The organism is Silvibacterium bohemicum, assembly GCF_001006305.1.
Lineage (GTDB): Bacteria > Acidobacteriota > Terriglobia > Terriglobales > Acidobacteriaceae > Silvibacterium > Silvibacterium bohemicum.
The window spans coordinates 440,354-464,332 of record NZ_LBHJ01000019.1 but is presented as its reverse complement, the minus strand read 5'-3'; the positions used below and the strand labels follow the sequence as shown (position 1 = coordinate 464,332).

Here is a 23,979-nt window from a genome sequence, read left to right as displayed (position 1 = left end):
CGTCACAGTCGAGAGCCATTCCCTTCTTCGTGCCGCTGCTCGAAGGTAGCCCCACACCAGTGCAGTTGACCCTGAGATTTGGACAGTTTTACACTTGACCGCTGATCGCGGTACTGAACACGCTATCGATTGAGGAAAGATGGCAGTGTCACACGCGAGCTCAACTCTTTCAGGCCCGTCGCTAACTACCGATGCGATCTTGATAATGCCGGGCCGAACGCTGCGTGCCAATGCCCAATAATGAAACAGAGTAGCGATGATCCGGGGGGTACAAGGTTTATTCCGGCTGCTACTGCATTTCCCAAGAAGCACTTATCTGCAAACAGAATCCTGGCAATTAGATCTGCAAGTGTGGAGCAGCGAGAGCAATAAATTCACGCGACGTAATGATCTTGGTCTTCTTCCAATACTTCGGAAAATGCTTTTGATTGCCAGTGATGAGATAATCAACGCCGGCCTTATCCGCGCACTCCAGAAATACATTATCGTCCGGGTCGCCACATATATCTATGCGACGCGACGGGGCGACGATATATCCGTTGTTCTTGATGAGCTGCAGCAGTTGCTGACGAAGTCCTTTACGGATGCGCAACTCTGGGCGTGAGAGCACGTCCGCGTATTCATCCAATATAGTTTGTGACACATACAGTCGGGCGGGCTTGGTGGTGGCGAGAATTAGGGTCGTGCGCTGGAGGCTTTCTGGCTTGAGCGCAGCGGAAACCAGCACATTGGTATCAATGACAAGGCGAAGCGGAAGCATTAGCGCTTCTTCTTTTGCGCCCTGGTCGCCTTGATGACTTGTTCAATTTGCCGGGAAGTAAGGGTGTCGGTTCCGTTGCGCTGCGCATCCTCCCCGAGGATGCGTAATACCTCGAGCTCCGGGGCCGCCAGTTTGACGTAATCACGAATGCTGAGAAGCACAGCTTTCGGTGTTCCACGCTTTTCAATGACAAGCGAACGGCGCTCATGATCCACGCGATCAAGCAGTTTCCCGAAATTTACGCGCGCGTTCAATGCGGAAACTACGATACTGCCGGCCTTATCGGTTACCGGGGTGCCCATAAACTCTCCACTTCCTTACCCTGAACTGTACAGTCCGAGATTGCGACAGTCAATCAAGTTGACACTACACGTGGCATGCCGACGGCGGCTGCCCGCGTTGATTCCGGGTTTGGCACCGGGACGGATTCATCTTTTTCGTCAACTTCGTATAGCCAGTTTGAGAGTCAGGAGGCGGTGTTTCTCGTTTGCCTACGAGCAGACAAGCAGTTTTTGCGGCTCAAAGCGGAACATATCGGGGAACGTGCAGTACTCGGGGATGCCCAGCTCGAGTACCGGTTTAGCTTCAATTATGCGCTGGGTATGGAGCTTCAGCATGGCGCGATAGGTAGCTTGTTCTTCCTCGGTAAAGGGATGAACCTGATAGGACATGGTGATGTGAAAGCCGTACTGCGCATGATTCTTCAGGCGAAAGCCATATAGGTTCGAGAGTTGATCGCGGAGCGAACGAAGCTTAGTGTTCTCGGCATCATCCACTGGAACCATAAGTAGAGTGCTGGCCGTTGGATGATTGACGGTGAGGGACTCATCGACTCTCACCCGCAGCGGGAGTGCACAATTGAGATGTGCCCCGGCCATCTTCTCGCCGACGATGCGGCTGCATTCCTCGATCGTGGCACTGGCCGGTACATAGGAGGGCCATCCCGAGATATTGCGGTCCTGGTCATTTGCTCCCGGAAAGATGGTCATATGATAGCTATCGGTCGACGTGAGTCCCAGCTTAGGGCGGAGAGATGAGCTCGCCAGCTCATCATGAAATTCCACGATTGCATCGCGCATGGCGGACTGCATTGGCAGGTGGCAGATGACGGTATTGCCCTTGAAGGCTCGGCGTGCACCGTCAGGAGAAAACTTGAGTTGTGTATCCCGGGATGGAATCTGTGGAACTTTGCCCTGAGCGTCCGCAGAGCCCGAGTGCGCGAAGAGGGCGGAAGGCAGCACGGCTGCAGCGGACAGAGCCGAGGTCTGAATGAGGAATTGCCGGCGTGAGGAACGATCGTTTAGAAGCGACAAGAGTTGTGATCCTTTCAAATGTTTTGCGGTGGGGAATTCGCAGAAGGTGTACGCGCGAAGAGGGAGGGCGGCACATGGGAATATGCGCCGCTCCTGTCTCTTTGCGTCTCTGAGGATTTAGAACGACAGCCGCAGAGCCAACTGCACCTGTCGCGACGGATAGACGCTGGTGCTGCCGGTGAACTGCCCGAAGCTGCCGCTTGGCGACAGCGCGCCAGTGTTGCTGTTAATGGTGCCGATAGAGGAGCCCGGGCTGATGTAGTTTGTAGCGTTCAAGACGTTGAAGGCCTCGATGCGGAACTCGGCGCTATAGCGTTCGTCGGGCAGCGTGAATTTCTTGTGAGCCGCAAGATCGAACTGGCCGAAGGCCGGTCCGCGAAGATTGTTGCGTCCCGCGTTGCCGAAGAGCTGCGAGCCTGCCGGGGCCGCTACTCCGGACTGCGTGAAGAAGCCGTTGAGCGAGCTATTGGTCTTAGTGAGCTTTTTGCCATAAACAGCGCGAGGCGTTCCGATCAGATTCGGGCGCAGGGAATAAGCCGAACTGGTAGTGGATACAACCTGGTTGGTGCTGGCGGAGTAAGTGAGGTCGATGGGCACACCGCTGGTCACGATGTTGATGCCAGTCAGTTCCCACCCGCCTAACACCTGCTGCTGCCAACCTGGCGCGGCCGATCCAAACTGTTTTCCACGGCCGAAAGGTATATCGGCGATCACCGAAGTGGTGTCGTTCAACGGCTGGTTATATCCCGAAGGCCCGCGATCTCCCTGCGGATTGTAGATGTTCACGACTGCGCCATCGCCGTTTTGCGCTTCAAGATCTGCTGATGAGTTGTTGATGCCGTGTGACCAGGTGAACGAGTTGATGAGGAAGATACCATTCGTGAAACGGCGCTGCAGCTTGGTCTGCAGCGAGTTGTAGTCAAGGAAGCCGAGGTTGGTTTCAGTAAGAATATCCGTGAAGGTCGTAATCGGTCTGCGGCCTTGTAGATTAGTAGCGCACTGGCCTGGAGCAGAGGCTGGAACCTCAGAGGGCAGGCAGGTACGTGCTTGATTGCTGTCAGCGAGAGCAGGCACATGCAGGGCATGATCGCCGACGTATGCAACCTCCAGTGTCAACTTCAGTGGCAGCTCCTGCTGTACGGAAAGATGATAGGCCTGCACGTAAGGTGTCTTAAAGTCGCGTAGCTGATAACGGGTCTGCGCCTTAAGTGTGGAGAAGTTCACCGGTCCGTCGAAGCTGTTCTCATATCCATCCTGTGTACGGCGGAAGCAGGTGCTGGGGTCGAGTGTTAATGATGCCGGGACGGAACCGGCCTGGTTGACGCAAAGTCCCTGACCGGGTGTCTGGTTGATGGTGGCGTCGTAATTGTCCGGCCCGTTGTAGCCCAGCATGCCTTCACCGCCAAAGCGGAAGAGATAGGCATAGCTGATGGCATACCCGCCTCGCACATCAGTCTTAGCTACAGGTTGATAGGAGAAGCCGAGGCGCGGTCCAAAATCTTTGTAATCCGGATTGACGAGCCCGCGATCGGCGAGAGAGCCGCTGCCGACATAATGCAGCGTGTAGATATGACCGGGAGTGGTGCTGATGACATCGGTTCCGTTGCCAGCGTGCAGCAGCCGCTGATTTACAGGATCGTAGTTGAGCAGCTCGTTGCGTTCCTCATAGTTCGGAGAGACGAATTCGTAACGCAGGCCGGCGTTGATAGTAAGGTTAGGAAGCGCCTTCCAGTCATCCTGAATGTAGCCCATGTGCCAGTAGCGTTTGTAGTTGATTTCGTTGAAGGCATTCAGCGAGTAGTTGTTGCGCGCACCGAAGAGGAAGTCAGTTAGATTGGCAGCCTGAGATGTCGATCCAGCGGTTGAGCTGAATGCGCCGGCATAAATATCGTCACCGTACTTAGGATGGAAGTCGGAGATAGCCTGGTTGAGTAAGCCGAATTCATAACCGACCTTCAAACTGTGGCGTCCCCGTCCCCAGGTGTAGTTGACCCGCGGATTGGTCTGAGTGGGGTAGTTGTACTGCGGATTGGTGGTCTGCTCGCCGAACGCGGAGAAGCCGGTGACCGCCTGCGCGTTGAGTCCGCCGGTGTACGTGGGATCAGTGGGGATGTTCACGCCGGTGATTCCCGCCACGGTGTAGAAGTTGGGTGCGCCGAGAAAGATCGGGCTCTTGCCGCTCTTTGTCCAAGTCTGACCGAAGCGCAGCTCGAGGATAGAGTTCGCATTGATCGTCCAGTTCCAGCCTGCGGCGAGTTGCCGGGTATTCGCAAACAGCGTGCCGTTGCTATTGCCGCCGGCAATTCCGGGGAATGGCGCCGGTTGAAAATAAGTGACCGCACGCTGGCTGTAACGGAAGAATCCGTTTTGAGTAGAGTTGAGGGTGAAGTCAGCTCGTCCGTCTCCCTTGTTGTCAGTGGTAGTGCTGGCCGGCAGGTATTGGAAGTTGGCTGCGGTCAATGCAGCGCCGGGAATATTGGGCGCGGGCAGATACTTGAATGTTTCCAAAGCAACGGGATCGATGTCGGGATCGTTGAGCGGAACCTGACCGTTGCTGTAGACCACTCCGGTGTATGGATTCTTGACGGGCACCGGCTTGCCTCCAGCGGTTCCATCGGAGGTAAACAGGCCGGTCAGCTCGGTGGGAGTGGGCAGCGTGGCGGTGGTAAGTGCGTGGGCCACGTTGCGTAGACCTTCATAGTCGACGAAGAAGAAGAGCCGGTTCTTGAGTACCGGGCCGCCGAAGGTTCCGCCGAACTGGTTTTGCACCAACGTTGGCTTTACACCGGTTCCATAAAAAGGACCGAAGGCGTTAAGCACAGTATTCCGAAGGTAGTCATAAGCCCCGCCATGAAAACTACTGGTGCCGCTGCGGGTGGTGGCATTGATGATTGCTCCTCCGGCACGGCCATACTCCGCCGAATAGTTGTCCGTCTGAACCTTGAATTCCTGAAGGGCGTCCGGTGACGGGATGACGGCTTCGTTCGAATAGCCCTGGTTCGCCTCCTGGTAGGCGTTGTTGTCAATGCCATCGAGGGTGAAATTGTTGTCCATGGAAGTGAGGCCATTGACGTTATATGAGGCATCGCGGGGTGGGTTGGAGGCGACGGTCGCAATCAGCGAGCGGCGAACACCTGGCACTAGCTGGGCCAGATCGGCGTAGGAGCGCCCGTTCAGGGGAAGGGCAACTGCCTCTGTTCCCTGCACGGTCTGGCCGCGGTCGCTGGTGTCGGTTTCCAGAAGCGAGGCGGCTCCGGAGACGGTGACGGTATCGCTGATAGCTCCGAGTTTCAGAGTGAGGTCGACACGCTGACGCGCTCCGACATTCACCTTGAAGACGTCGGTCTTCGATACTTCGAATCCCGATGCGGTGACAGTGATGGTGTACTCCCCAGGTTGTACGCTATCGAACTCGTAGCCACCAGTGATGTCTGTCTGACGTGAGACCCTGGCATTAGTGGCCACACTGGTGAGATCGACGCTAGCCGAGGAGAGCGCCGCTCCGGATGGATCTTTGATGTTGCCGAGCACCGCTCCGGAATCGAACTGGGCCCTCGCGTTCCCCCCAGCTCCAAGAGCCACGGACAGGAGCAAAGTCAGCCGGAATATCCTTAACCAGGCCGCCTTCGTCCACGTTTCTCTTCCACCATACGACTTCAAGTTCATTGCGCTCGCTCCATAAATGTCTGTTGGTCAATCATTGCCACCAGGCCCGATGGCATTTACCCGCGGTTTTTTGTTCCTGCGGATGCTTGCGCCCGTTTTACGATTCCTCAGTACGGCGCACGTAAGAAGTAGCAGCGATGACGCAATGTCCAAAAGCAATTCACGGCGACTTGTCGGATACATCAGTTAAGCGTCTTCATATGAACGATTTCTCTTCCATTCATGTATCCCGATACAGTGAATGCCCGGTTACAGTCATGTTTATGCAGCATTCACATACGCTTGTTTGAATGAAGCAACCAGGTAAATGGCGATGAGTGGTACAAAGCTCGAAGAGAAGCCAGCCGATTCCTCGGCGATGAAGGCGTCGCCGGTCTATGTGCATCGGCCGGAGCTCGAACGCCGCGAACTGATGCGGCGCGTAGTGACTTCACCGACGTTTGTCAAGAGCGAGCGGTTGAGCGCCTTACTTACTTATGTCTGCGAAATGACCCTGAAGGGACGGGAATCAGAGGTCAATGAGCAGAAGATCGGTCACGCCGTGTTCGGCCGCTCGCCCGATTACGACTCTTCCGTGGACGGAATTGTTCGAGTTCAGGCGAGCCGTTTGCGCCAGCGCCTCAACCAGTATTTCCAGCGCGAAGGTATCGACGAGCCGGTCTGCATCGTCATTCCGCGGGGAGGCTACGTCCCGCTCTTTGAGCCGCGGCCGTCTCCCACGCCTTCTCTTCCGGCGGACGAACCGCAGATTCCACATGGCGACGCACTGGGACATCCACAGCCGGCAACGGCTCCTGGCAGTACGCGATCGATAGGGACGCTGTTGCCATGGATATTGTGCGCAATTCTTACGGTCGTTACGGTTGGTCTTGCGATCCACGATCACGCGCGGAGAACGTCTCTTTCATCCGGCAATACCGTCCATCCTCACCCTCTATGGAGCCGCATTTTTTCGACGGCTCGCCCGACCCTCGTGATTCCTGCAGATTCGGGACTGGTGATTTTCAATAACATGACGGCACGATCGATGGGGCTCGACGAATATATGCGCGGTGAATACCGCACGCCGCCGCTCAATCCGCCCCTCTATGGACCCACAACGACGGCCAAGGTTTGGCAGACTAATTTTGCCAGCCGTCGCTACACTTCGGTTGTCGATCTCGATATCATCCTGACCCTGGAACAGAGAGCCAAAATGGCTCAGGGCGGGATGGAAGTGAGGTACGCCCGGGATGTGCGGCCGAACGATTTGAAGGCCGGGAATGCTGTACTGCTCGGAGCCGCAGAGGCCAATCCGTGGGTTGAGCTTTTTGAGCGAAAGATGAATTTCGTCTTCCATGACGACTACACCACGAATGTTTTTTCTGTGATCAACCGCTCCCCGAAGCCGGGCGAGCCAGCGCGCTGGGACTCTGCCCGCGCCGATCCGCTACGCCGCGTCTACGGCCTGGTAGCGTTTGTCCCGAACCTTACCGGCGATGGAGATGCGCTCATCATCGAAGGTACATCGATGTCGGGTACCGAAGGCGCGGGGGATTTTGTCCTCGACGATTCGCAGTTACTGCCGTTCCTGAAGCAAATTCAGCGTTCCGACGGTACTGTTCCACATTTCGAGCTGGTGATCGGTACGCAAAATATCAGCTCCAGCGCGGCGCACAGCAATCTGCTGGCGTGGCGCACCACGAACTGACGGTTTCGCCACGTCATCCGCTCATGAAAGCCTCCTCATGACGGATGGCAAATAACACATTTATTCTAAAAACATGACGTTCAAAGAATCGAATCAGGACAGGTCCGGCAAGACGTTGAGCGCGGGGTACATATCCTTCGGCCATCCGTCTGTCATGCTGAAACTGGATTCAGGCGAATCAGTCGAGATTGACAAAGGCGTAATAGACCTCATCAAGCTGATGAACAGTATTCCGGGAATCGAAACGAAGGGATCCTGCCAGGGGGAAGATCCAAATTACGGCTACGTCCAGTTCATGCCCGGCGACATCGAAGGCAAGACTCACGCATCCATCTACTTCATGTATCACATCTTGAAAAATATGCACGGGGCTTGGGTGAAGCACCGGTACGTGATGGCGGAGCATGAGAAGTCAACCGGCGCAGAACATCCAGATGCCTATAAGTTCAAGTTCACAACTGAGCTAGGCAATGGATACGTATTGAAATGGTCCCCGTACACCTACCCTGCGGTCCTGGCTGCCGCACAGATGGCGGCTGAGGAAACTAAGCGAGACACATAGAGACAACCACTTTATGTTCCTCTGCTGTTGCAGAGAAACTGCAGCGAACGGGGTACATCGTGACTTTTGGAGAGGCTGCCAGATCACACGATGAAGAGCCGTAGCATCCACCAGACCAAAAACAATGCAACGAGCGCCAGTACGACATGGCCGATCCAGTCTCCCGCTGTCTTAGGCTTACCAAAGTTAAACATCAGGCAATCCTAGCACCACTGCCGGAAGAGTTGCTCAAACGCGGGTTGTATCGGGCCTATTCTTCATCGCGCGATGGAACAAACGGCGTTCTTGCTGTGCTGTGTGCTCCCGCCGAAAAATCCATCGGCTGCGAATGCCCGACAGCGGTTTTCACAAAACAGGATCCTTACTGAGCGAGGCGATTCGGCTTCTCATGCGGCTCGGAGTGCATATCGTCGTTCCGGAGAGCGAAGATATGCGGCTGACCACGGGGGCAGCCGCTGACGCTTCCATCAACGCACGGAATATATCGCCGCCTGCTTGGGTTCAAGCATCAGGGTCACGCTGTTCGCAGGAGATCCGCTTACGGAAGGAGCGCCCAGTTCGGGTTTGAATTGGGAGCAGTTCTCCAGTGCCGTCATTGAGGTTGGAATGCTGAGTTCGCGGGGTTGATTCGCCTTGTTTATCGCGACGAGTATTCGTGCGGAGCCATCCGCAGAGCAGCCGGAGTGGATGTCTGCGGACCTCAGGAAGACGAAGGCGCTGTCATCGGCAAAGAGATCCTGCTGCTGCCCCGTGAGCAGCGCGGGATGTTCTGCACGAAAATGCATCAGTCTGCTGACATCTTCGAAGATGCTCGCTTCTTCTGGGGTGCGTCCCGTGGACTGGTAGGCATTCGCGGAATCGCCCGGAAAGCCGCCGGGAAAATCATGACGGTTGTCAGGATCTTCGCCGCCGCGCATCGCGATCTCATCGCCAGAGTAAATCTGAGGCATGCCGCGCAGTGTGGCCAATAGGGCAAAGGCCAGCTTCAGGTCAGCAACGGTTGCTCCCGGCTCGTCAAGGAAGCGCGTCGTGTCGTGATTGCCGAGGAAGGTGACCAGACGTTCCGGATGCGGAAAGAGTCGATCCTGCCGCAACACGTCATCGAGCTTGCTCATCGGCATGTCGTGAGTCAGCACGCCGCGCAGGGCGAAGTAGGTTGGAAAGTCGAAAGGCGTGTCGAGGCCCGTATCGATGCCTGCGTGCTCCACTCCGCCGGCAAAGAATGAAGTGATTGTGGGATCGGGATTAAAAACTTCGCCTACCGTGGTGAGGTGGGGATACAACGTGTGAAGCTCGGCGTGGAAGTCATGCCAGAAGGCGCGTCCGACATAAGGGAATGTATCCAGACGCAGGCCGTCGAGCCCAGCTGTCTCTACCCACCAGACGGCATTTTGAATGAGGTATTGCTTGACCAGAGGATTCTCCTGGTTCAGATCAGGGAGGACATTGGCAAACCAGCCTTCCGTCACATCGCGCTGATCGCTCCATGAGGCATGAGGGTCGGGCAGGGAGCGAAACTCGGTTTTGGCGGTGTCATGATGCTCGACGGTTCCGTGAAACCAGTCGGGAGTTGGAGGATCTTTTGCCCATGGGTTCGCCGCGCCCACATGATTTGGCACAGTGTCGAGCACAATCTTCATGCCGTGCGCGTGGATAGCTTGCGCGAGGTGCTGATAGTCGGCGAGAGAACCGAAGTGAGGATCGACGGCATACATATTCGTTGCGCTATAGCCGTGGTAGGCCTGTGAAGCGCCGGCGTTGCTGTAGGCGGGCGTTGTCCAGATGGTGGTGACGCCGAGCTGCTGAAGATAGTCGAGATGCTGCTCGATGCCGCGAAAATCTCCGCCGTGCCAGCCGCGCGGCTTGCCTCGCTCGCCTGGCTGAGGATCGTTCGACGTGTCTCCGTCGGCGAAGCGATCGGTCATGATGAGGTACATGACGTCAGAGGAAGAGAATCCCTGAAAGCCTGCCGATGCGGGTTTGCGCGGGCTCAAAGTAAAGGGAAGATCGATGGCGCCACCGGGATTGGCCACGTGCAATGCAATCTTCTGTGCGTGGCCCGTGCGCGTCTCCAGCCAGACGAAGAGATAGTGTCCATTTGCCGATGCTTGCGTCTTCTCTATGGAAATGCCGGGGCCGTGCACGGTCACTTTTGCATCGTTGAGGTGATCGCCGTGCAAGAGGAGCATGGGCGACGGCATGTTGACCCACCAGTTGGGCGGATCGATCTTGTCGACGACGGGCGTGCTGCTCTGTGCGCCAGCGATAGAGCTGATGCTCAAGACCAGGGCGAATAATATCGATTCCAACTTCTTCACAAATTGCCCCTTGAAAAAAAGGCCACGGCGGAAAAACCACCGTGGCTCAGATAAAGCGAATTTCAGTTAGAAGGTGACGCGCAGTGCGAATTGAATCTGTCGCACCGAGTTGTTCTGTAATCCCGAAATCAATCCATAGTTCTGATCGTTCAGATTGCTGTCAGGATTGTTGAACTGAGGCGTATTGAAGACGTTAAAGGCTTCGGTACGGAACTCGGTATTCACTCTCTCTGTGATGGGGAAGTTTTTCTGCAGCGCGAAATTCACGACTTTGGCTCCGGGGCCATGCAAGAGCCCTCGTCCAGCCGTTCCGGGCAGAGTATAGACTCCGTCGATATCCGCAGGAGCGGCGAAGGAGTTAGTGGAGAAGTACGGTTTTGTGACGCTATGCGTAATGGTTGCCGGTGCGACGAGATTGGCATAGTCAGTCGGTGCGTTGTGCGAGTCGATCACGTCGAACGGAGTGCCGGTGTTGAGCTGCGCGATCATGTTGGTCTGCCAACCGCCCACTGCGTAATTCAGCGCCTTGGGTATGTTGCTGAAATACCGGCGACCATGGCCAAAGGGCAGATCATAGAGGTTGCTGAAGCTGAAGACGTGGCGTTGGTCCTGATAGGAGTTTCCTTTATTCAGGTTCAACATTGCTGAACGCGTTGCCGGGTTGATGAAAATCTCATTCGATTCGTTGCCGACCGGTGAGATGGTGTCGTCTGTAGTATGTGACCAGGTATAGCTGGCCGTGGTGATCAGCCCCTGCGTGAAGCGGTGTTCGAAGTGGAGCTGCAACCCGTTATAGCTGGAGACGCCGTTGTTGACGTTGACGTTGGCATTGCCCCCCAGGAGCGGGTAGAGGCGGAAGCCGTTGCCGTATCCCAGGTAACCGAGCGGCTGTTGGTTGAGATTGAAGTTGTTGGTCAGGTGGTCGGCGCGAGTGCCGACGTAAGCCATCGTGAAGGCGGATTGGCCGACCTGCTGCTGGAGCTGCAGGTTCCATTGTTGAATCGTTGAGGTTTGGTTATTCGGTATCTGCGCAATCACGGTTACATTCTGCGGATTGGCGAGGTTGACCGTGCTGGTGGGGAGCGGTAGCGCCGCAGTCGCAGCCGTATTGTCATTGCTGCCCAGCGGGGCTTGGCCAGTGAACGTAACGCGATAGCCATTATTGGCGGTGTAGCTCGACGTTCCGTTGAAGTCAGGATTGTTGCTCAACTGATTGTCGACGCCGCCGCGGTCGAGGAAGTAGAAGATGCCGTAGCCGCCGCGCACCACGGAGTTGCCGGTGCCGAAGAGATCGTAGGCGAAGCCCACGCGCGGAGCGAAGTTGTTGTGGTTGGTATTGACCTGGCTGCTCGACTGGCCGTTCTGTCCGGCAACGAGCAACTGGCCTGTATAGATATTGAAATTCGACTGCTGATTGTTCGAGGTGGAGGGATAGGTATAGAGGTCGTAGCGCAGGCCGAGATTCAGAGTCAGGCGCTTGGTGACTTTCCAGTCATCCTGGGCGAAGTAGCCCGTCTCCCAGTTATGAGTGTCGAAGAAGTCGTCGCTTGCTCCAAGCGTGTAGTTGGAAAATCCAGCCACAGCTTCAGAAGCATCATAACCAGTCCAGTTGGGATCGCCGCTGCCCGCATTGACGAAGTTGAAGAAGCCCTTCGATTCATTGCCCTGGAAGAAGTTGACGCGGCGGCTGATGATGTTGGCGCCGAATTTGAAGGCGTGCGGGCCGTGGTTCCAGCTCACGGCGTCCAGTGCCTGCGCGGTATATTCCTTCACCAGGTATGGGCCGCCGTCTCCGGTATAGGCGAGCTGGCTGTTGTTGTCGCCGATCAGCGCGCCGCCGCTGGTGAGCTGGTTGCGGTTGGCATTCACGATCCCCAGGTCCGCAGACACGGGCACGCCAAAAAGCGGAGGCGTATAGCCGAACTCAGGGCGCACATAGGAGAGACGGAATTCATTCAGCACGCTGGGCGAAATAGTGCGCGTGTAGCCGCCAACCGCTGCGCGCGGATGGTTCTGGTTTTGGCCGCTGCCAAAGCCTGCCGGAAGGTTGGGGAAGAGCGAGGTCTTGACGAAATTGTCCTGCCCATAGCTGTAGCGGACGAAGAATTGATCTTTCGAGGTGGGGTTGTAGTCGAGGCGAACGTCAAAGTCGTTAAACGAAGTGATCTGCTGCTGAATCGCCTGATAGTTGTTCTGGATCAGGTTCGGGTTGGTAGGCAACGGAAAGGCATTGAAGTATTTAATGGCAGCCGGGTTCTGGCGGCCCGCAGGGATGATGTTCCCGGCGAAAGGCGTGCAGGTGATCGGGTCGTAAATCTGCCCCGTCGAAGTTCCCGAGGATTGGCCAGCCGGGATGGCGCATTGAGGAACCGTGGTCAGATTCTGATTTGCGGGGGACAGCAGCTCACTGAAGTTGCCTTGCCGCATCAATGCTGTCGGAACAGTCTGGAAAGACGGCGCCAGGCCGGTTTTTTCGCGGAGAGCCTGATAATCGCCGAAGATGAAGAGCTTGTTCTTCAGGATGGGCAATCCCGCGCTGCCGCCGAATTGGTTGCGAATGAAGTTGGGAAACTTGCTGAAGCCAGCTCCGAGAAATTGATAGTCGGGGTTGGCGTCGAATTCCGAGTTGCGGAGAAAGTCGAAGGCCGAACCGTGAATGGAGTTCGTGCCGGACTTGATGGAAGACTCGATGATCGCACCGCCGGCGCGGCCAAACTCTGCCGGCGCGACGCTGGTGCTGACGCGGAATTCGTTGGTGGCGTCGATGGGGGTGAAGAAGACGATAGTGTTTACCAGCGACTCGTTATTGTCCGTACCGTCGAGGATGAAGTTGTTTGCTTGCGGGCGCAGGCCGTTGACCGAAAGAGCCGCGCCTCCGGAATCGCTGTAGCGGAAGGTCTCGACCGCTCCGTTGGAGCCGTTGGCCACATCGCCGGAGTTGCCCCGGGTCACGCCCGGAGTCAGCAGGGCGAGTCCGGTAAAGTTCCGTCCATTTAAGGGCAGTTCGGTGACCTGGCGTCCCTTGATGACTTCGCCGGTGGATGAGCTGGCCAGGTCGATCAACGATGCAGCATCGGTTACAGTCACCGTCTGCGTCGCGGTTCCTGGCTGAAGCTTGAAGCTGAGCGATTTTACCTGTGAAACATCGAGCGTCAGATCCTGTTCAACGGAGCCGAAGCCATTGGCCTCGACCTTGATGCTGTAGTTTCCGCGAGGGATCCCACTCAGGGTGAAGTTGCCGGCGCCGTCGGAGGTCGCTGGAAATTTTGTGCCTTGGTCGGTGCTGGTTACGGTGATTGTCGCACCCGGCACGACAGCGCCGGTGGGATCCGCGACCGTTCCTTGAATTCGAGCGGTATCTGTCTGGGCGGACAAGTTCAGAGCTGCCAGTCCCAGGATCAGAACCAGCGTCGCCATGAACAGGGATCGCAGGAAGTTATTTTGTCTTTTTAAAAACATACGGTGTTGCCTCCAAAAGTCGCATCTGCTTGTTTTAGGTATGCCCGTGACGAAGCGGGCCATTGCGAACTACACCCTACTTGGACAACGACCGGCAATGCACCGGCGTCCCTTTTTTAATCAAGCGTTTATCATCAGAAAAGTCTTTTATTTTCTTTTGCTTGCAGGGGAGTTTCACCCGTAGAAGGTGCTTTGTTGCGAAGCCAGGCGTGTCTTATGGGGAGTATCATGAGTTGTTCTGACGTTGGATCTATGTCATCCCCTGTTGCCGATCAGTCGCGGAGTCATTCGAGAATTCGATTCGGGTTGTTTGAGGCCGATCTCGCCAGCGGAGAGCTTCGTAAATCCGGTATCCGAATCCGCATTCAGGCACAGCCATTCCGGGTGCTCTCCTTTCTGCTGGAAAGTCCGGGTGAGGTAGTAACCCGGGAAGAGATTCAGCAACGGCTTTGGGGAAACGGCACGATCGTCGATTTCGACCATAGCCTCGGTTCGGCAATCAACAAGATTCGCGAGGCTCTGGGCGACTCCGCCGACAATCCGCGGTTCATTGAAACGCTGGCCCGCCGCGGCTACCGGTTTATCGCCCCCGTATTTATCGCCCCGGCCAGGCTTGAAGATGTCTCGGCATCCGCGGGCTCCGGTCTCGAAATAGCTGCTCCGGCAGTTGTGCCCACGCCCAGAACAGCGATCGCTATAGCGACGAGACCGCTTTTCCGCTGGAAATGGACTGTTCTTGCGGCTCTGGCTCTGCTCCTGCTGGTTTCGCTCAGTTTTTTCCTCGGAGTTCACATTGCTTCCGGACCCGTGGCTCCGCCTCAGATCACGCAGATTACTTTCTCCGGACGGGTTTCTCCGGGCGATGCGCTGTTTGAGAGCCTGCCCAGCACTTCGACCGATGGCTCCCGCATTTATTTCTCGCAGATCGAGCAGGGCCGCGCGGTATTGGCCGAGACTCTGATTGCCGATGGAGAAACCAGCACGCTCGGCATTCCGGCGGAGATCGCGGCGCCTGCGCTCGGAGACATCTCGCCGGACGGCTCCAAATTGCTTTTACGCAACCATCTCTCGACCAGTCCCGAGCAGGCGCTCTGGATTGCATCGACGATCGGTGACACGGCGCGGCAGATCTCCGGGATTCAGGCCCACGACGCAGCCTGGATGCCGGACGGGCAGACGATTCTCTACGCCGTCGGAAACGACCTCTATATCTCTAAGGAAGACGGCGCAGAAAAACGGAAGTTCGCTACGCTTCCGGGACGAGCCTTTTGGTTGCGTTGGGCGCCCGATGGCAAGCTGCTGCGTTTTACGTTGCTCGACGGCCAGACTCATACCACCTCTCTGTGGCAGATCGATGCACGGGGAAGAAATGCTCACCCTCTGCTTCACAATTGGAGCGATCCCTCCGCAGAATGCTGCGGCAGCTGGACTCCGGATGGCAAATACTTCGTCTTTCAATCCACGCGCAATGGTGAGAGCAATCTCTGGCAGATCGATGAGCATCCGGGCTTTCTGGATCGCCACGATCCGGTGCAGATTACAAATGGCCCGCTCAGTTATCAGGGGCCCATTACATCGCGCAACGATCACCGGATCTTCTTTATCGGATTGAATACGCGCTCGGAGCTGCTGGGCTATGACGCGCGGAAGAGCACGTTCCTTCCTTATGCAGGCAATCTCAGCAACGCGCAACGGGTCGAGTTTTCCCGCGATGGCCGCTGGGTGGCATGGATCAAGCAGGATGATGGTTCTCTCTGGCGCAGCCGGGTGGATGGCAGCGAGCGAGTGCAATTGATCGCGCGGCCCATGCAGGTTTTCATGATGCACTGGAGCCCGGACGATCGCAAGATTGTGCTGATGGGGCGCGAGCCGGGCAAGGCCTGGAAGATTTATTCCATGGATGCCGAGGGCGGCCAGTTGAAACCGGTCCTCGCCGAAAACCGCAATCAGGCCGATCCGGATTGGTCGCCCGACGGCGCGAACATCGTCTTTGGCCGCCTGCCTGAGTTGATGGCTGAGGAGAGCGGCCATAAGACCATCTCCATTCTTCAGCTGGCGACCGGCAAGGTGGAGAATGTTCCCAATTCCGATGGGCTCTTCAGTCCCCGTTGGTCGCCGGATGGCCGTTATATTGCCGCCCTCACGCTCGATCAGGCAAAGCTCATGCTGTTCGATACCCAGACACAGACCTGGCATCTATTGGCTCAGCAGAACATCGCCGACCCGGTCTGGTCGCGGGACGGCAAATTCATCTTCTTTCATGATTTTGTGCAGGATGGCCAACCTATCTACCGGCAGCCGGTGGCAGGCGGTCCGGCGCAGAAGATTGCCGGCTTCTCCGACCTGCGTTCGGCGGACGCAGTGGATTATCGCTTCGCCGGCCTCGGCCCCGGAGATATGCCTCTGGTGAACGCGCGGCTCTCCACGGCCAATCTTTATTCTGCAGAGATACGGAAGCACTAGATATGGAGCATCTTATGGTTCTATGAGTTCTACCGGCCCCTCGAACGCTATGGCGGCTTCATCGGTTCCTTCCGCCGCCAGTAAGCGACTCCTGCCGTGGCTTGTCGCGGTCGCCTTCTTCATGGAGTCGCTCGATACGACCATCCTCAATACGGCCGTGCCGGCGATCTCGGCGGCTCTCCACGTTGGTCCTCTCAGCATGAAGGCCGTGCTCGCCAGCTATACGTTGAGCCTTGCTGTATTCATCCCTATCAGCGGCTGGGTCGCCGACAGATTCGGAACGCGGCGTGTGTTCGCCGCTGCCATCGGGCTTTTCACTCTGGGATCGCTCTTATGCGGCCTATCGAGCGACATCCATGTCCTCGTTGCCTGCCGCATCCTGCAAGGCTGCGGCGGGTCCATGATGGTGCCTGTGGGCCGGCTTACGCTGGTGCGAACGTTCGCCAAATCCGATCTTCTCCGTACCATGAGCTTCGTTTCGATACCGGCGCTCGTTGCACCCATGCTCGGACCTATCGCCGGTGGCCTGATCGTTGGCTACCTTCACTGGCGGATCATCTTTTTCCTCAACATTCCTATCGGCCTCGCCGGTTTGATCCTCGTCTATCTGCATCTGCCGGATTACCGGGAAGAGACGCATCCATTGGATACGGTAGGCTTGATTCTCTTTGGATCAGGCATCGCTCTACTCTCCTATGTGCTGGAAGTTTTCGGGGAGCACACCCTTAGCGTGCGCGAGATTTTGGGACTGCTCGTGCTTTCGCTCGCGTTGCTTGCTGGTTATTGGCTGCATGCGAAATCTCTCGCTTTTCCGTTGCTTCAACTCAGCTTGTTTAAGATTCGCACTTTTCGAGCCGCGGTCAGCGGTAGTTTCTTTACCCGTTTAGGGATTGGAGGCGTGCCGTTTCTCTTACCGCTGCTGTATCAGGTCGGCCTTGGCTTCAGTCCAGTGCAGTCGGGTCTGCTCATCATGCCTCAGGCTCTGGCAGCTATGAGCATGAAGATGGTCATGCCTCGTCTTTTATCAACCATCGGATATCGCTGGGTGCTTATTTCCAACACGATCATCCTCGGCCTGCTCCTTCTGCTCTTCGCGACCATCGGTCTTCATACGCCGGTATGGATCATTGTGCTGCAGGCATTCTTCTATGGAGCCTTCACATCTCTGCAATACACAAGCATGAACACACTGGTCTATGCCGACACCACGGATCAGGAAAGCAGCGCCGCCAGTTCCATCGCCAGCACGATGCAGCAGATGTCGATCAGCTTCGGCGTCGCGATGGCGGGATTAGCGACCGCGTTTTTCGTTCCCAGTAATGGTCACTCCGGTTCGGCCGAGATGATCCGCGGGATTCACAAAGCACTTGTGGCGCTCGGAGCTTTGACCATTGTTTCGACGATTGTTTTTCGCAGCCTGAAGCGAGGGGACGGCGATGCAGTGAGTCACCAAAAGATTTTCCATCCGGGCGGATGAATTTCTCCGGCGCTGCAGGCGAGAAAACAGGGCCGGAATTTATTCATCGAAATAAGTATCGTATCGCCGCTGCTGTACGATGGGCCGTGCCTAACACAATCGATTCCCAGCAACCAGAATCTCCCATTCACTCAACTCGCGGTGTGCAAGGATTTTTCGGCCAACTTGGGCCGGGCCTTGTGACTGGCGCCGCAGATGACGACCCCTCCGGGATCTCGACTTATTCGGTGGCGGGCGCGTCGCTGGGATACGGTACTCTCTGGACCGCTCTTGTCTCATTTCCGCTTATGGCGGCTGTGCAGCTCATGTGCGCGAGACTCGGTATGGTCACCGGATGCGGTCTCGCCAGCGTGATCCGCACTCGATATCCGCGCTGGGTATTGTGGCTCGCCTGCGCTCTCGTCATACCCGCGAATATCTTCAACATCGGCGCCGACCTCGGAGGTATGGCTGACGCGATGCAGATGATGACGGGTATCCGTTCTTACGTTTGGACGCCCTTCTTCGCGTTAATCATTCTTGTGCTGATGGTATGGATGTCGTACCGAACGATGGCTCGCATCTTCAAGTGGTTGACACTTGTGCTCTTCGCTTACATCATCGCAGCCTTCCTGGCTCATCCAAATTGGAAGTTGGCACTTCATTCCACGTTCATTCCCCACGTCGAATGGAGCAAAGCGTATATCTCGGTTCTGGTTGCAATTCTTGGCACGACGATTTCACCGTATCTCTTCTTTTGGCAGGCTGCGCAGGAGGTTGAAGAGGACCGGGATCATGGGAAGCTCACGGTCAAGCAGCGCAAAGGATCAACCAATGCGGAGCTCCGCGCGTCCCGGAGAGATGTCATCACCGGAATGCTTCTTTCCAACGTGGTGATGTACTTCCTGATTCTGACGACCGCAGCAACATTGAATGCACACGGTATGAAGGACATCGAGACAGCCAAGCAAGCGGCAGAAGCGTTGCGGCCGCTCGCTGGAAGCGGAGCATATTGGCTTTTCACCATCGGCATGATCGGAACCGGGATGCTTGCGGTACCGGTACTGGCAGGCTCTTGCGCCTATGTTATTGCCGAAGGAGCCAGATGGAGAGGAGCCTCACTCAACCTGCAGCCAAGGCTCGCGCAGAAGTTCTACGGCGTGATCGGAGCTTCGATCATTGTGGGGCTGGCGTTGGACTTCACCGGCATCAACGCGGTGAAGATGCTCTTCTTGTCTGCCGTTCTCAATGGACTTCTCGCTCCTCCCCTGGTGATTATCGTCGTGCTCTTGACGAGCGACAAGAAGGTGATGGGGAACCGAGTCAACTCGAAGATGATGAAGTGCCTGGGATGGGCGTGCGCCGTCATAATGGCCGCTGCTGCCGTTGCCCTTTGTGTGGTGTGATTTTTTCGGAACGACGCAGGCTTACAATCTGTGTCCTACGATACGCGATGAGTGAGCGACGGACATATATTGCTCCGATTCAAGCAGCGAGACAAATACTCTCGCTATTCCGCGTCTTCGTTGGAGGGCGCTGTTTCATTGGTTCGCTCTCGGGCGTAGATGGTGTATGTGATTTGAGGAGGCTCCTCACCGCAATGCATACTCACGACCTGATCACGAATTGTCCGGTCTGACGTTGTGAAGCGTTCGCGCTGGCGGAGATAGTCGATCCACGACTCCATAATGAAGGTCTCGGTAAGATGACGGGGATCGCTGGCATCTTGAAAAATACCCCAGCGCATTGCCCCATCGCGCAGCCGCACCACTTTCATCTTGTGTATCGCATGGACGAAATTGTTGTAGTCCTTCTCGTCAACGTAGTAGTCGATGAGAATGCGCACAGGACCCTGCGACATCTCCGGTTCGATCGCGAGTTGCGGAGTCTGGTGCTTTGTGCGGAAGGGGCTGAAGTCGGGTAATTCGCCGCGCAGTACCGGCAGTCGTGCGCTGAAAGGCAAGGTGATCAGCAGGCCGCCTGCGGCAACCGCCAGCGATACCGGCGTTGAGATGTGTTCCGCAATGAGACCCCAGATCACGCTACCGATGGCCATCCCGCCGGCGAAGACCATTTGATAAGCCCCCAGAGCGCGAGCCTGCACCCAGCCAGGCACCGAGATCTGTACTGCGAGATTGAAGGTGGACATGGTGCTGGTCCAGGCGAAACCTGCAATCAGAAGTATGGGGATAATGACCAGCGGATAGCGGACGAAAGCCAGAATCAGGAGCGTGGCCGCGAAGATGCATGTTGAAAATGCGATGATCTTGTCGGCAGATACTACGCGCCGGACGCGAGGCAGCAAGGTGGCACCGGCGACCGCTCCCAGTCCCATGCTGCCGTTTAGAATGCCGTAACCAAGAGCCCCCTGGTGCAGGTCGCGAGCGGCAACAACCGCGAGCAGAGACCACACCGCGCTGACAAAGATGGTGAATATGAATGTTCGCGCAAACGCTGCCTTCAACAGAGGAGCATATTGAACATAACGGAGCCCCGCTCGAATGGAACCGAATATTCGTTCCGCTGGAAGCGCGCTCTTGAATATCGGCACGCGCTTCCACTGGTAGAGAACCAGGATGACTCCTACGAAAGAGAGGGAGTTGAGCAGGAATGTCCAGGCTGCGCCGGTATCTGCATGAGTAAAGGCAGCAACAGCAAGGCCGCCTAGCGCTGGGCCTACGGCGCGCGCAAGATTGAATCCAGCGCTGTTGAGCGAAACGGCCTCTGGCAGCTGTTCGCGTGGAACAAGCTCGGGCATGATCGCCTGCCAGGCGGGACTGTTCATCGCCGCGCCTATATTGAGCAGGAAGGTGAGCGTCAGCAAAACCCACGGCGAGATGATGTTGAAAAAGGTAAGAACGCTGAGCAGAGCGACAGCGGCCAGCATCCACGCCTGCCAGAACAAAAGGAGGCGCCTGCGGTCGAAGATGTCCGCGGTAGCACCGGCCAGCAGCCCTAGTATCACTACCGGAAGACTGGCGGCGGTCTGCATTAAAGCAATCAGCAGCGGTGACGTGGTGAGTACCGTCATCAACCAGGTGCCGGCCGTGTCCTGCATCCATCCGCCCAGGTTCGATACGGTGGACGCGATCCACAAGCTTCTGAACAGCGGAGCGTGCAATGGCTCAAAGCCCGTCGAGTATTGCGGCTTTGCGGCTTCAGGATCAGGAGCGGGTGGCGGATTCGGCGTAGTTGATAAAGGCATGATCGATGATGCGGAGCCAGGTAGACACTACCATGGTATAGGCCAGCCATCGCTCTGCTGGTCATTCAGACGGCACAGAGCACGGCGCAGCCCGAAAACCAGGTCCCGGAAGCTTATTCCGCAGATAGATGGCTCTGGCTTTGTAGTCCCGTTACTTCTGGACTGATCGAAGAGATTAAGAACGGTAGTCTACAGCCGGTCGTGTTGCCCTACTTGCGGTTCAGCATCGCCTGCTGCATCTCATCAGGGAACAGACGCAATGGAACAGACTCAATGGAACAGACTGAAAAATTGGGATTGCCGGAGAACGAAAATGGGATACACCAATCCTGTACACGAGCATGTCGAAACAATTCTCAAACATGAGCAGGAGTTCCTGGCCCGCAGATCATATGCGGAGCGCCTGGGAGACGCCACCGCTGCTATCGTCGGCAGCTTGAGCTTCGTGGCCTGCCAGCTTCTGTTCGTTGCCGGCTGGGTTGTGGTGAATTCCACCCATGTTACGGCTATTCGTCATTTCGATCCCGCGCCTTTTTCGCTTTTAAGCGGCTGTCTGACGTTGGAGGGCATCCTGCTGGCAAGCTTCATCCTCATGAGACAGGCACGACTGGGACGGCGATCCGACGAGCGCGAACACCTGATGCTGCAAATCCTGCTCCTCACGGAGAAGGAGATCACGGCGGTGATCGGAATAAACCGTCAAGTCGCCGTGCGGCTGGGACTCGGCGAAGTCGGAGCGAATCGAGACATCGAGCAATTGGCAAAAGAGACATCGATCGACGAGGTAGCAAAATCGATCCAGGAAAACTTGTCTGGTGGTAGCAACGGTTGACGTTTCCCTAGGGAAATATGTCGAGTGAATTCGTGCGCGGGGCCGGCTCGATGGGCGGCGAGTGGCGAATCTGGTATGACCGCCACTCGCCTTCGAGATTAGGGATAGGTGACGACAGGGCTCAATACATCTGCGTTGCTGCTGTCGACCGCAGCGCCTGTACCATTGATGACGTTCGTGATCTGGCCGCTTCCGGCCAGCCAGACGGTCCCTACATCGTGAATCGCAATGCCACTCCCATCGGGAACGGTCATCGCATTGTCGTCGATGATGTTCACTCCCTGATTGAAGAAGGAGTAGATGCCGAGGCCCCACGCCTGATGGGTCCGAACTGAACTGCTGACGACATACGAGGGATACCCGTTGGCGTCGCCGTCCATCCAAGCGCTCTGGCTGGGCGGATCATACGGAAGCTCGCTTTGATAGAAGATGGTCTGGCCGGCATCGCCGTTCCAGAGGACCTGCTCCTGCTGGTAGTGTTCGACGGCGAGACCGAGCGCTGTGACACGATTGCCGTTGACGACCAGACCGTGACTGGCGGTGTTTTCGGTCCAGCCAACGCCGTTGCCGTGATCGGCGCGCCATGCCCAGATATCGTCGAGGATGACGTCAGCGCTATCGATTTCAAGGGTGGTGGTCGCGCTGCCTGCGGTCGCTCCGCCGATGCGGAAGAATACATCGTTGATGCTCGAGGGATCGCTCCAATGCGAGAAGAATCCGCCTCGGGGCAGCGGCGAATCGAACAGGCCGACGCCCATTTTCAAAAGCACCGGCGAGTTGACCGGTCCGGCGTCGATGATGAGACCCGCTATTTGAACTCCGTCGACGTCGGCAACAGTGATCGCTGCTTTTCCGGTCTGAGGCACCAGCGTCGCATAGCCGAGCCCGAGGATGACAGTGCCGGGATAAAGAACATTCAGCGACTGATTCAGCTGATAAATGCCCGGCGTGAAGATGAGGTTCTTGCCCAGCACAAGAGCCAGATTGATCTCCGCGGCGGACATCGACGGCTTTGCAATGAAGAAGCGGCCGATGGGGATGGAGCGGCCAGGAGTGTTCTTCGAGGCCCACGTGGGGCCAACCGTATTTCTTTGAGCGGACGGAGAAAAGACGTTGAAGTCTCCTTTGCTATCCACATAGAGAAAGGGCTTTTCGCGACTTACCGGAGTCGTGGGAACGACGGTCTCAGGCGGAGTGGGGAAGGATTGTTGCGGCGCGCCTTCAACCCCTGAGAACACCATGTTCCACACCCCTCCGGTCCAAATGCCGAGAGAGCTGTTCCGCGTAAACCACTGTTGCTGGGAGCAGGGGTTCACGTTGCCCGTCACAACCAGATCGCTTATGAATCCGCCGCTCGCTTCGCCACAATAGGAATTGACCAGTTCAAGCGAACCGTTAATCTGCATACGGCGCAAGGGTGCGCCCTGCGAAACACCCCACTGCAGGGTGGATGGTGCAGCGTTCTGTGCGATGTCCTGCGCCGGGTCGATCGTCAGATTCTCCATTGATCGCCAGAACGTGTCGGTCAGGTTAGCCTGCGGCCAGGTAGAAGTGCCGTAAACCGCTTGCCCGTAATTGGGAGTAAGGAAGCCGTTGATGGTGACGGCGCCGGGCAATAGACCGAGGCCCGCGATGGATTCGTAATAGCCGACTGGAGCTTGCAAATTGTATGCACCGGGTGTGAACAGGATCGCATAACGGTTCGTGCTGAATTGGGGTTCGTTCGCAAGAGATAAGAGTGTGGACTGTATCTGCGCCGCTGGCATGCTGGGGGTGAAGATATAGACATTCGGACCGAAGTCCGGCTGCGATGACGAACCTTGCGCCCAAACGGCCGGCGACGGAGAGACAGTCGCGGCGAAAAGTGCGAGCAGGGCCCCGCGAATTGCGCGTCTTACAGTGGCCGAGATCGGTCTCGTATTTGTCACGATGATAACTCCGGGAGGGCATTCAACTGCCGCCGGAATATAGGCGCGCGGGAATTTGGTTGTCAATGAGGAAATCCCTGAAGAATGATCGCGTAAGCCGGTCATCCCCTTCGATCTGGGAGCCGGAAACTGCCGCCATCGAGAAATTCCGTGTAGAGACGCAGACTGTCGACTCTTTCTCTTGACGCAAATGGACATCAAAATCGCGATGGGATTTGTCGTACGCAAAAAAAAGATTAAAAGGGAAGTAGCCGCAACGTTCGATTTATATATACAAAGATATGCGCGGCGAGTGCAATGGATTCGTGGAGATAAAAGGCTCCGCTC

General features: G+C 56.5%; 14 protein-coding genes. 6 read left to right on the top strand and 8 right to left on the bottom strand.

Going from position 1 to position 23,979, the window contains the following annotated elements:
• Positions 1 to 337: 337 nt before the first annotated feature.
• The 4 genes from XX99_RS23125 to XX99_RS23110 form a co-directional block, all read right to left on the bottom strand.
• The gene (locus XX99_RS23125; RefSeq protein WP_050061761.1) at positions 338 to 760 is read right to left on the bottom strand and encodes a putative toxin-antitoxin system toxin component, PIN family; all 423 of its coding nucleotides are present in this window, start codon (positions 758 to 760) and stop codon (positions 338 to 340) included.
• Entirely contained in the window at positions 760 to 1,062 is a 303-nt protein-coding gene (locus XX99_RS23120; protein ID WP_050061760.1) for a type II toxin-antitoxin system Phd/YefM family antitoxin, read from the bottom strand. The genes XX99_RS23125 and XX99_RS23120 overlap by 1 nt, the downstream gene beginning before the upstream one ends.
• Before the next feature lie 189 nt (positions 1,063 to 1,251).
• A complete protein-coding gene (locus XX99_RS23115; RefSeq protein WP_050061759.1) occupies positions 1,252 to 2,073 on the bottom strand; it encodes a DUF1868 domain-containing protein in 822 nt (273 codons plus the stop codon).
• 117 nt (positions 2,074 to 2,190) lie between these two features.
• Positions 2,191 to 5,739 (bottom strand): TonB-dependent receptor, encoded by a 3,549-nt coding sequence (locus tag XX99_RS23110; RefSeq protein ID WP_082125877.1) that lies wholly within the window; start codon positions 5,737 to 5,739, stop codon positions 2,191 to 2,193.
• Between the two features lie 313 nt (positions 5,740 to 6,052).
• Between XX99_RS23110 and XX99_RS23105 the strand changes: the two genes are divergently transcribed.
• The gene (locus XX99_RS23105) at positions 6,053 to 7,429 is read left to right on the top strand and encodes a hypothetical protein (protein WP_231581575.1); all 1,377 of its coding nucleotides are present in this window, start codon (positions 6,053 to 6,055) and stop codon (positions 7,427 to 7,429) included.
• Positions 7,430 to 7,502: 73 nt separating this feature from the next.
• On the top strand, positions 7,503 to 7,991 hold the full coding sequence (locus tag XX99_RS23100) for a hypothetical protein (RefSeq protein WP_050061757.1): 489 nt from the start codon (positions 7,503 to 7,505) through the stop codon (positions 7,989 to 7,991).
• 467 nt (positions 7,992 to 8,458) lie between these two features.
• Here the strand turns inward: XX99_RS23100 and XX99_RS23095 are convergent, their stop codons facing one another.
• Both XX99_RS23095 and XX99_RS23090 read right to left on the bottom strand, forming a co-directional pair.
• The gene (locus XX99_RS23095; RefSeq protein ID WP_231581574.1) at positions 8,459 to 10,300 is read right to left on the bottom strand and encodes an alpha-amylase family glycosyl hydrolase; all 1,842 of its coding nucleotides are present in this window, start codon (positions 10,298 to 10,300) and stop codon (positions 8,459 to 8,461) included.
• Between the two features lie 75 nt (positions 10,301 to 10,375).
• The gene (locus XX99_RS23090; RefSeq protein WP_050061755.1) at positions 10,376 to 13,768 is read right to left on the bottom strand and encodes a TonB-dependent receptor; all 3,393 of its coding nucleotides are present in this window, start codon (positions 13,766 to 13,768) and stop codon (positions 10,376 to 10,378) included.
• Positions 13,769 to 14,020: 252 nt separating this feature from the next.
• Here XX99_RS23090 and XX99_RS23085 point away from each other — a divergent pair, with 252 nt between their 5' ends.
• The 3 genes from XX99_RS23085 to XX99_RS23075 all read left to right on the top strand — a co-directional run bounded on the left by XX99_RS23085 (position 14,021) and on the right by XX99_RS23075 (position 19,093).
• Complete coding sequence (locus XX99_RS23085; RefSeq protein ID WP_082125876.1) at positions 14,021 to 16,231, top strand: winged helix-turn-helix domain-containing protein; 2,211 nt, start codon at positions 14,021 to 14,023, stop codon at positions 16,229 to 16,231.
• Positions 16,232 to 16,253: 22 nt separating this feature from the next.
• Positions 16,254 to 17,708, top strand: coding sequence for a DHA2 family efflux MFS transporter permease subunit (locus XX99_RS23080; RefSeq protein ID WP_050061754.1), 1,455 nt, complete (start codon positions 16,254 to 16,256; stop codon positions 17,706 to 17,708).
• 86 nt (positions 17,709 to 17,794) lie between these two features.
• On the top strand, positions 17,795 to 19,093 hold the full coding sequence (locus XX99_RS23075; RefSeq protein ID WP_197081939.1) for an NRAMP family divalent metal transporter: 1,299 nt from the start codon (positions 17,795 to 17,797) through the stop codon (positions 19,091 to 19,093).
• Between the two features lie 104 nt (positions 19,094 to 19,197).
• Here XX99_RS23075 and XX99_RS23070 read toward each other — a convergent pair whose 3' ends face one another.
• Positions 19,198 to 20,892, bottom strand: coding sequence for an MFS transporter (locus XX99_RS23070; protein WP_050061753.1), 1,695 nt, complete (start codon positions 20,890 to 20,892; stop codon positions 19,198 to 19,200).
• A gap of 313 nt (positions 20,893 to 21,205) precedes the next feature.
• Here XX99_RS23070 and XX99_RS23065 point away from each other — a divergent pair, with 313 nt between their 5' ends.
• A complete protein-coding gene (locus XX99_RS23065) occupies positions 21,206 to 21,724 on the top strand; it encodes a DUF1003 domain-containing protein (RefSeq protein ID WP_050061752.1) in 519 nt (172 codons plus the stop codon).
• Positions 21,725 to 21,822: 98 nt separating this feature from the next.
• On the opposite strand, the gene XX99_RS23060 is transcribed toward XX99_RS23065, so the two are convergent.
• Complete coding sequence (locus tag XX99_RS23060) at positions 21,823 to 23,652, bottom strand: coagulation factor 5/8 type domain-containing protein (protein ID WP_156186165.1); 1,830 nt, start codon at positions 23,650 to 23,652, stop codon at positions 21,823 to 21,825.
• Positions 23,653 to 23,979: the final 327 nt, after the last annotated feature.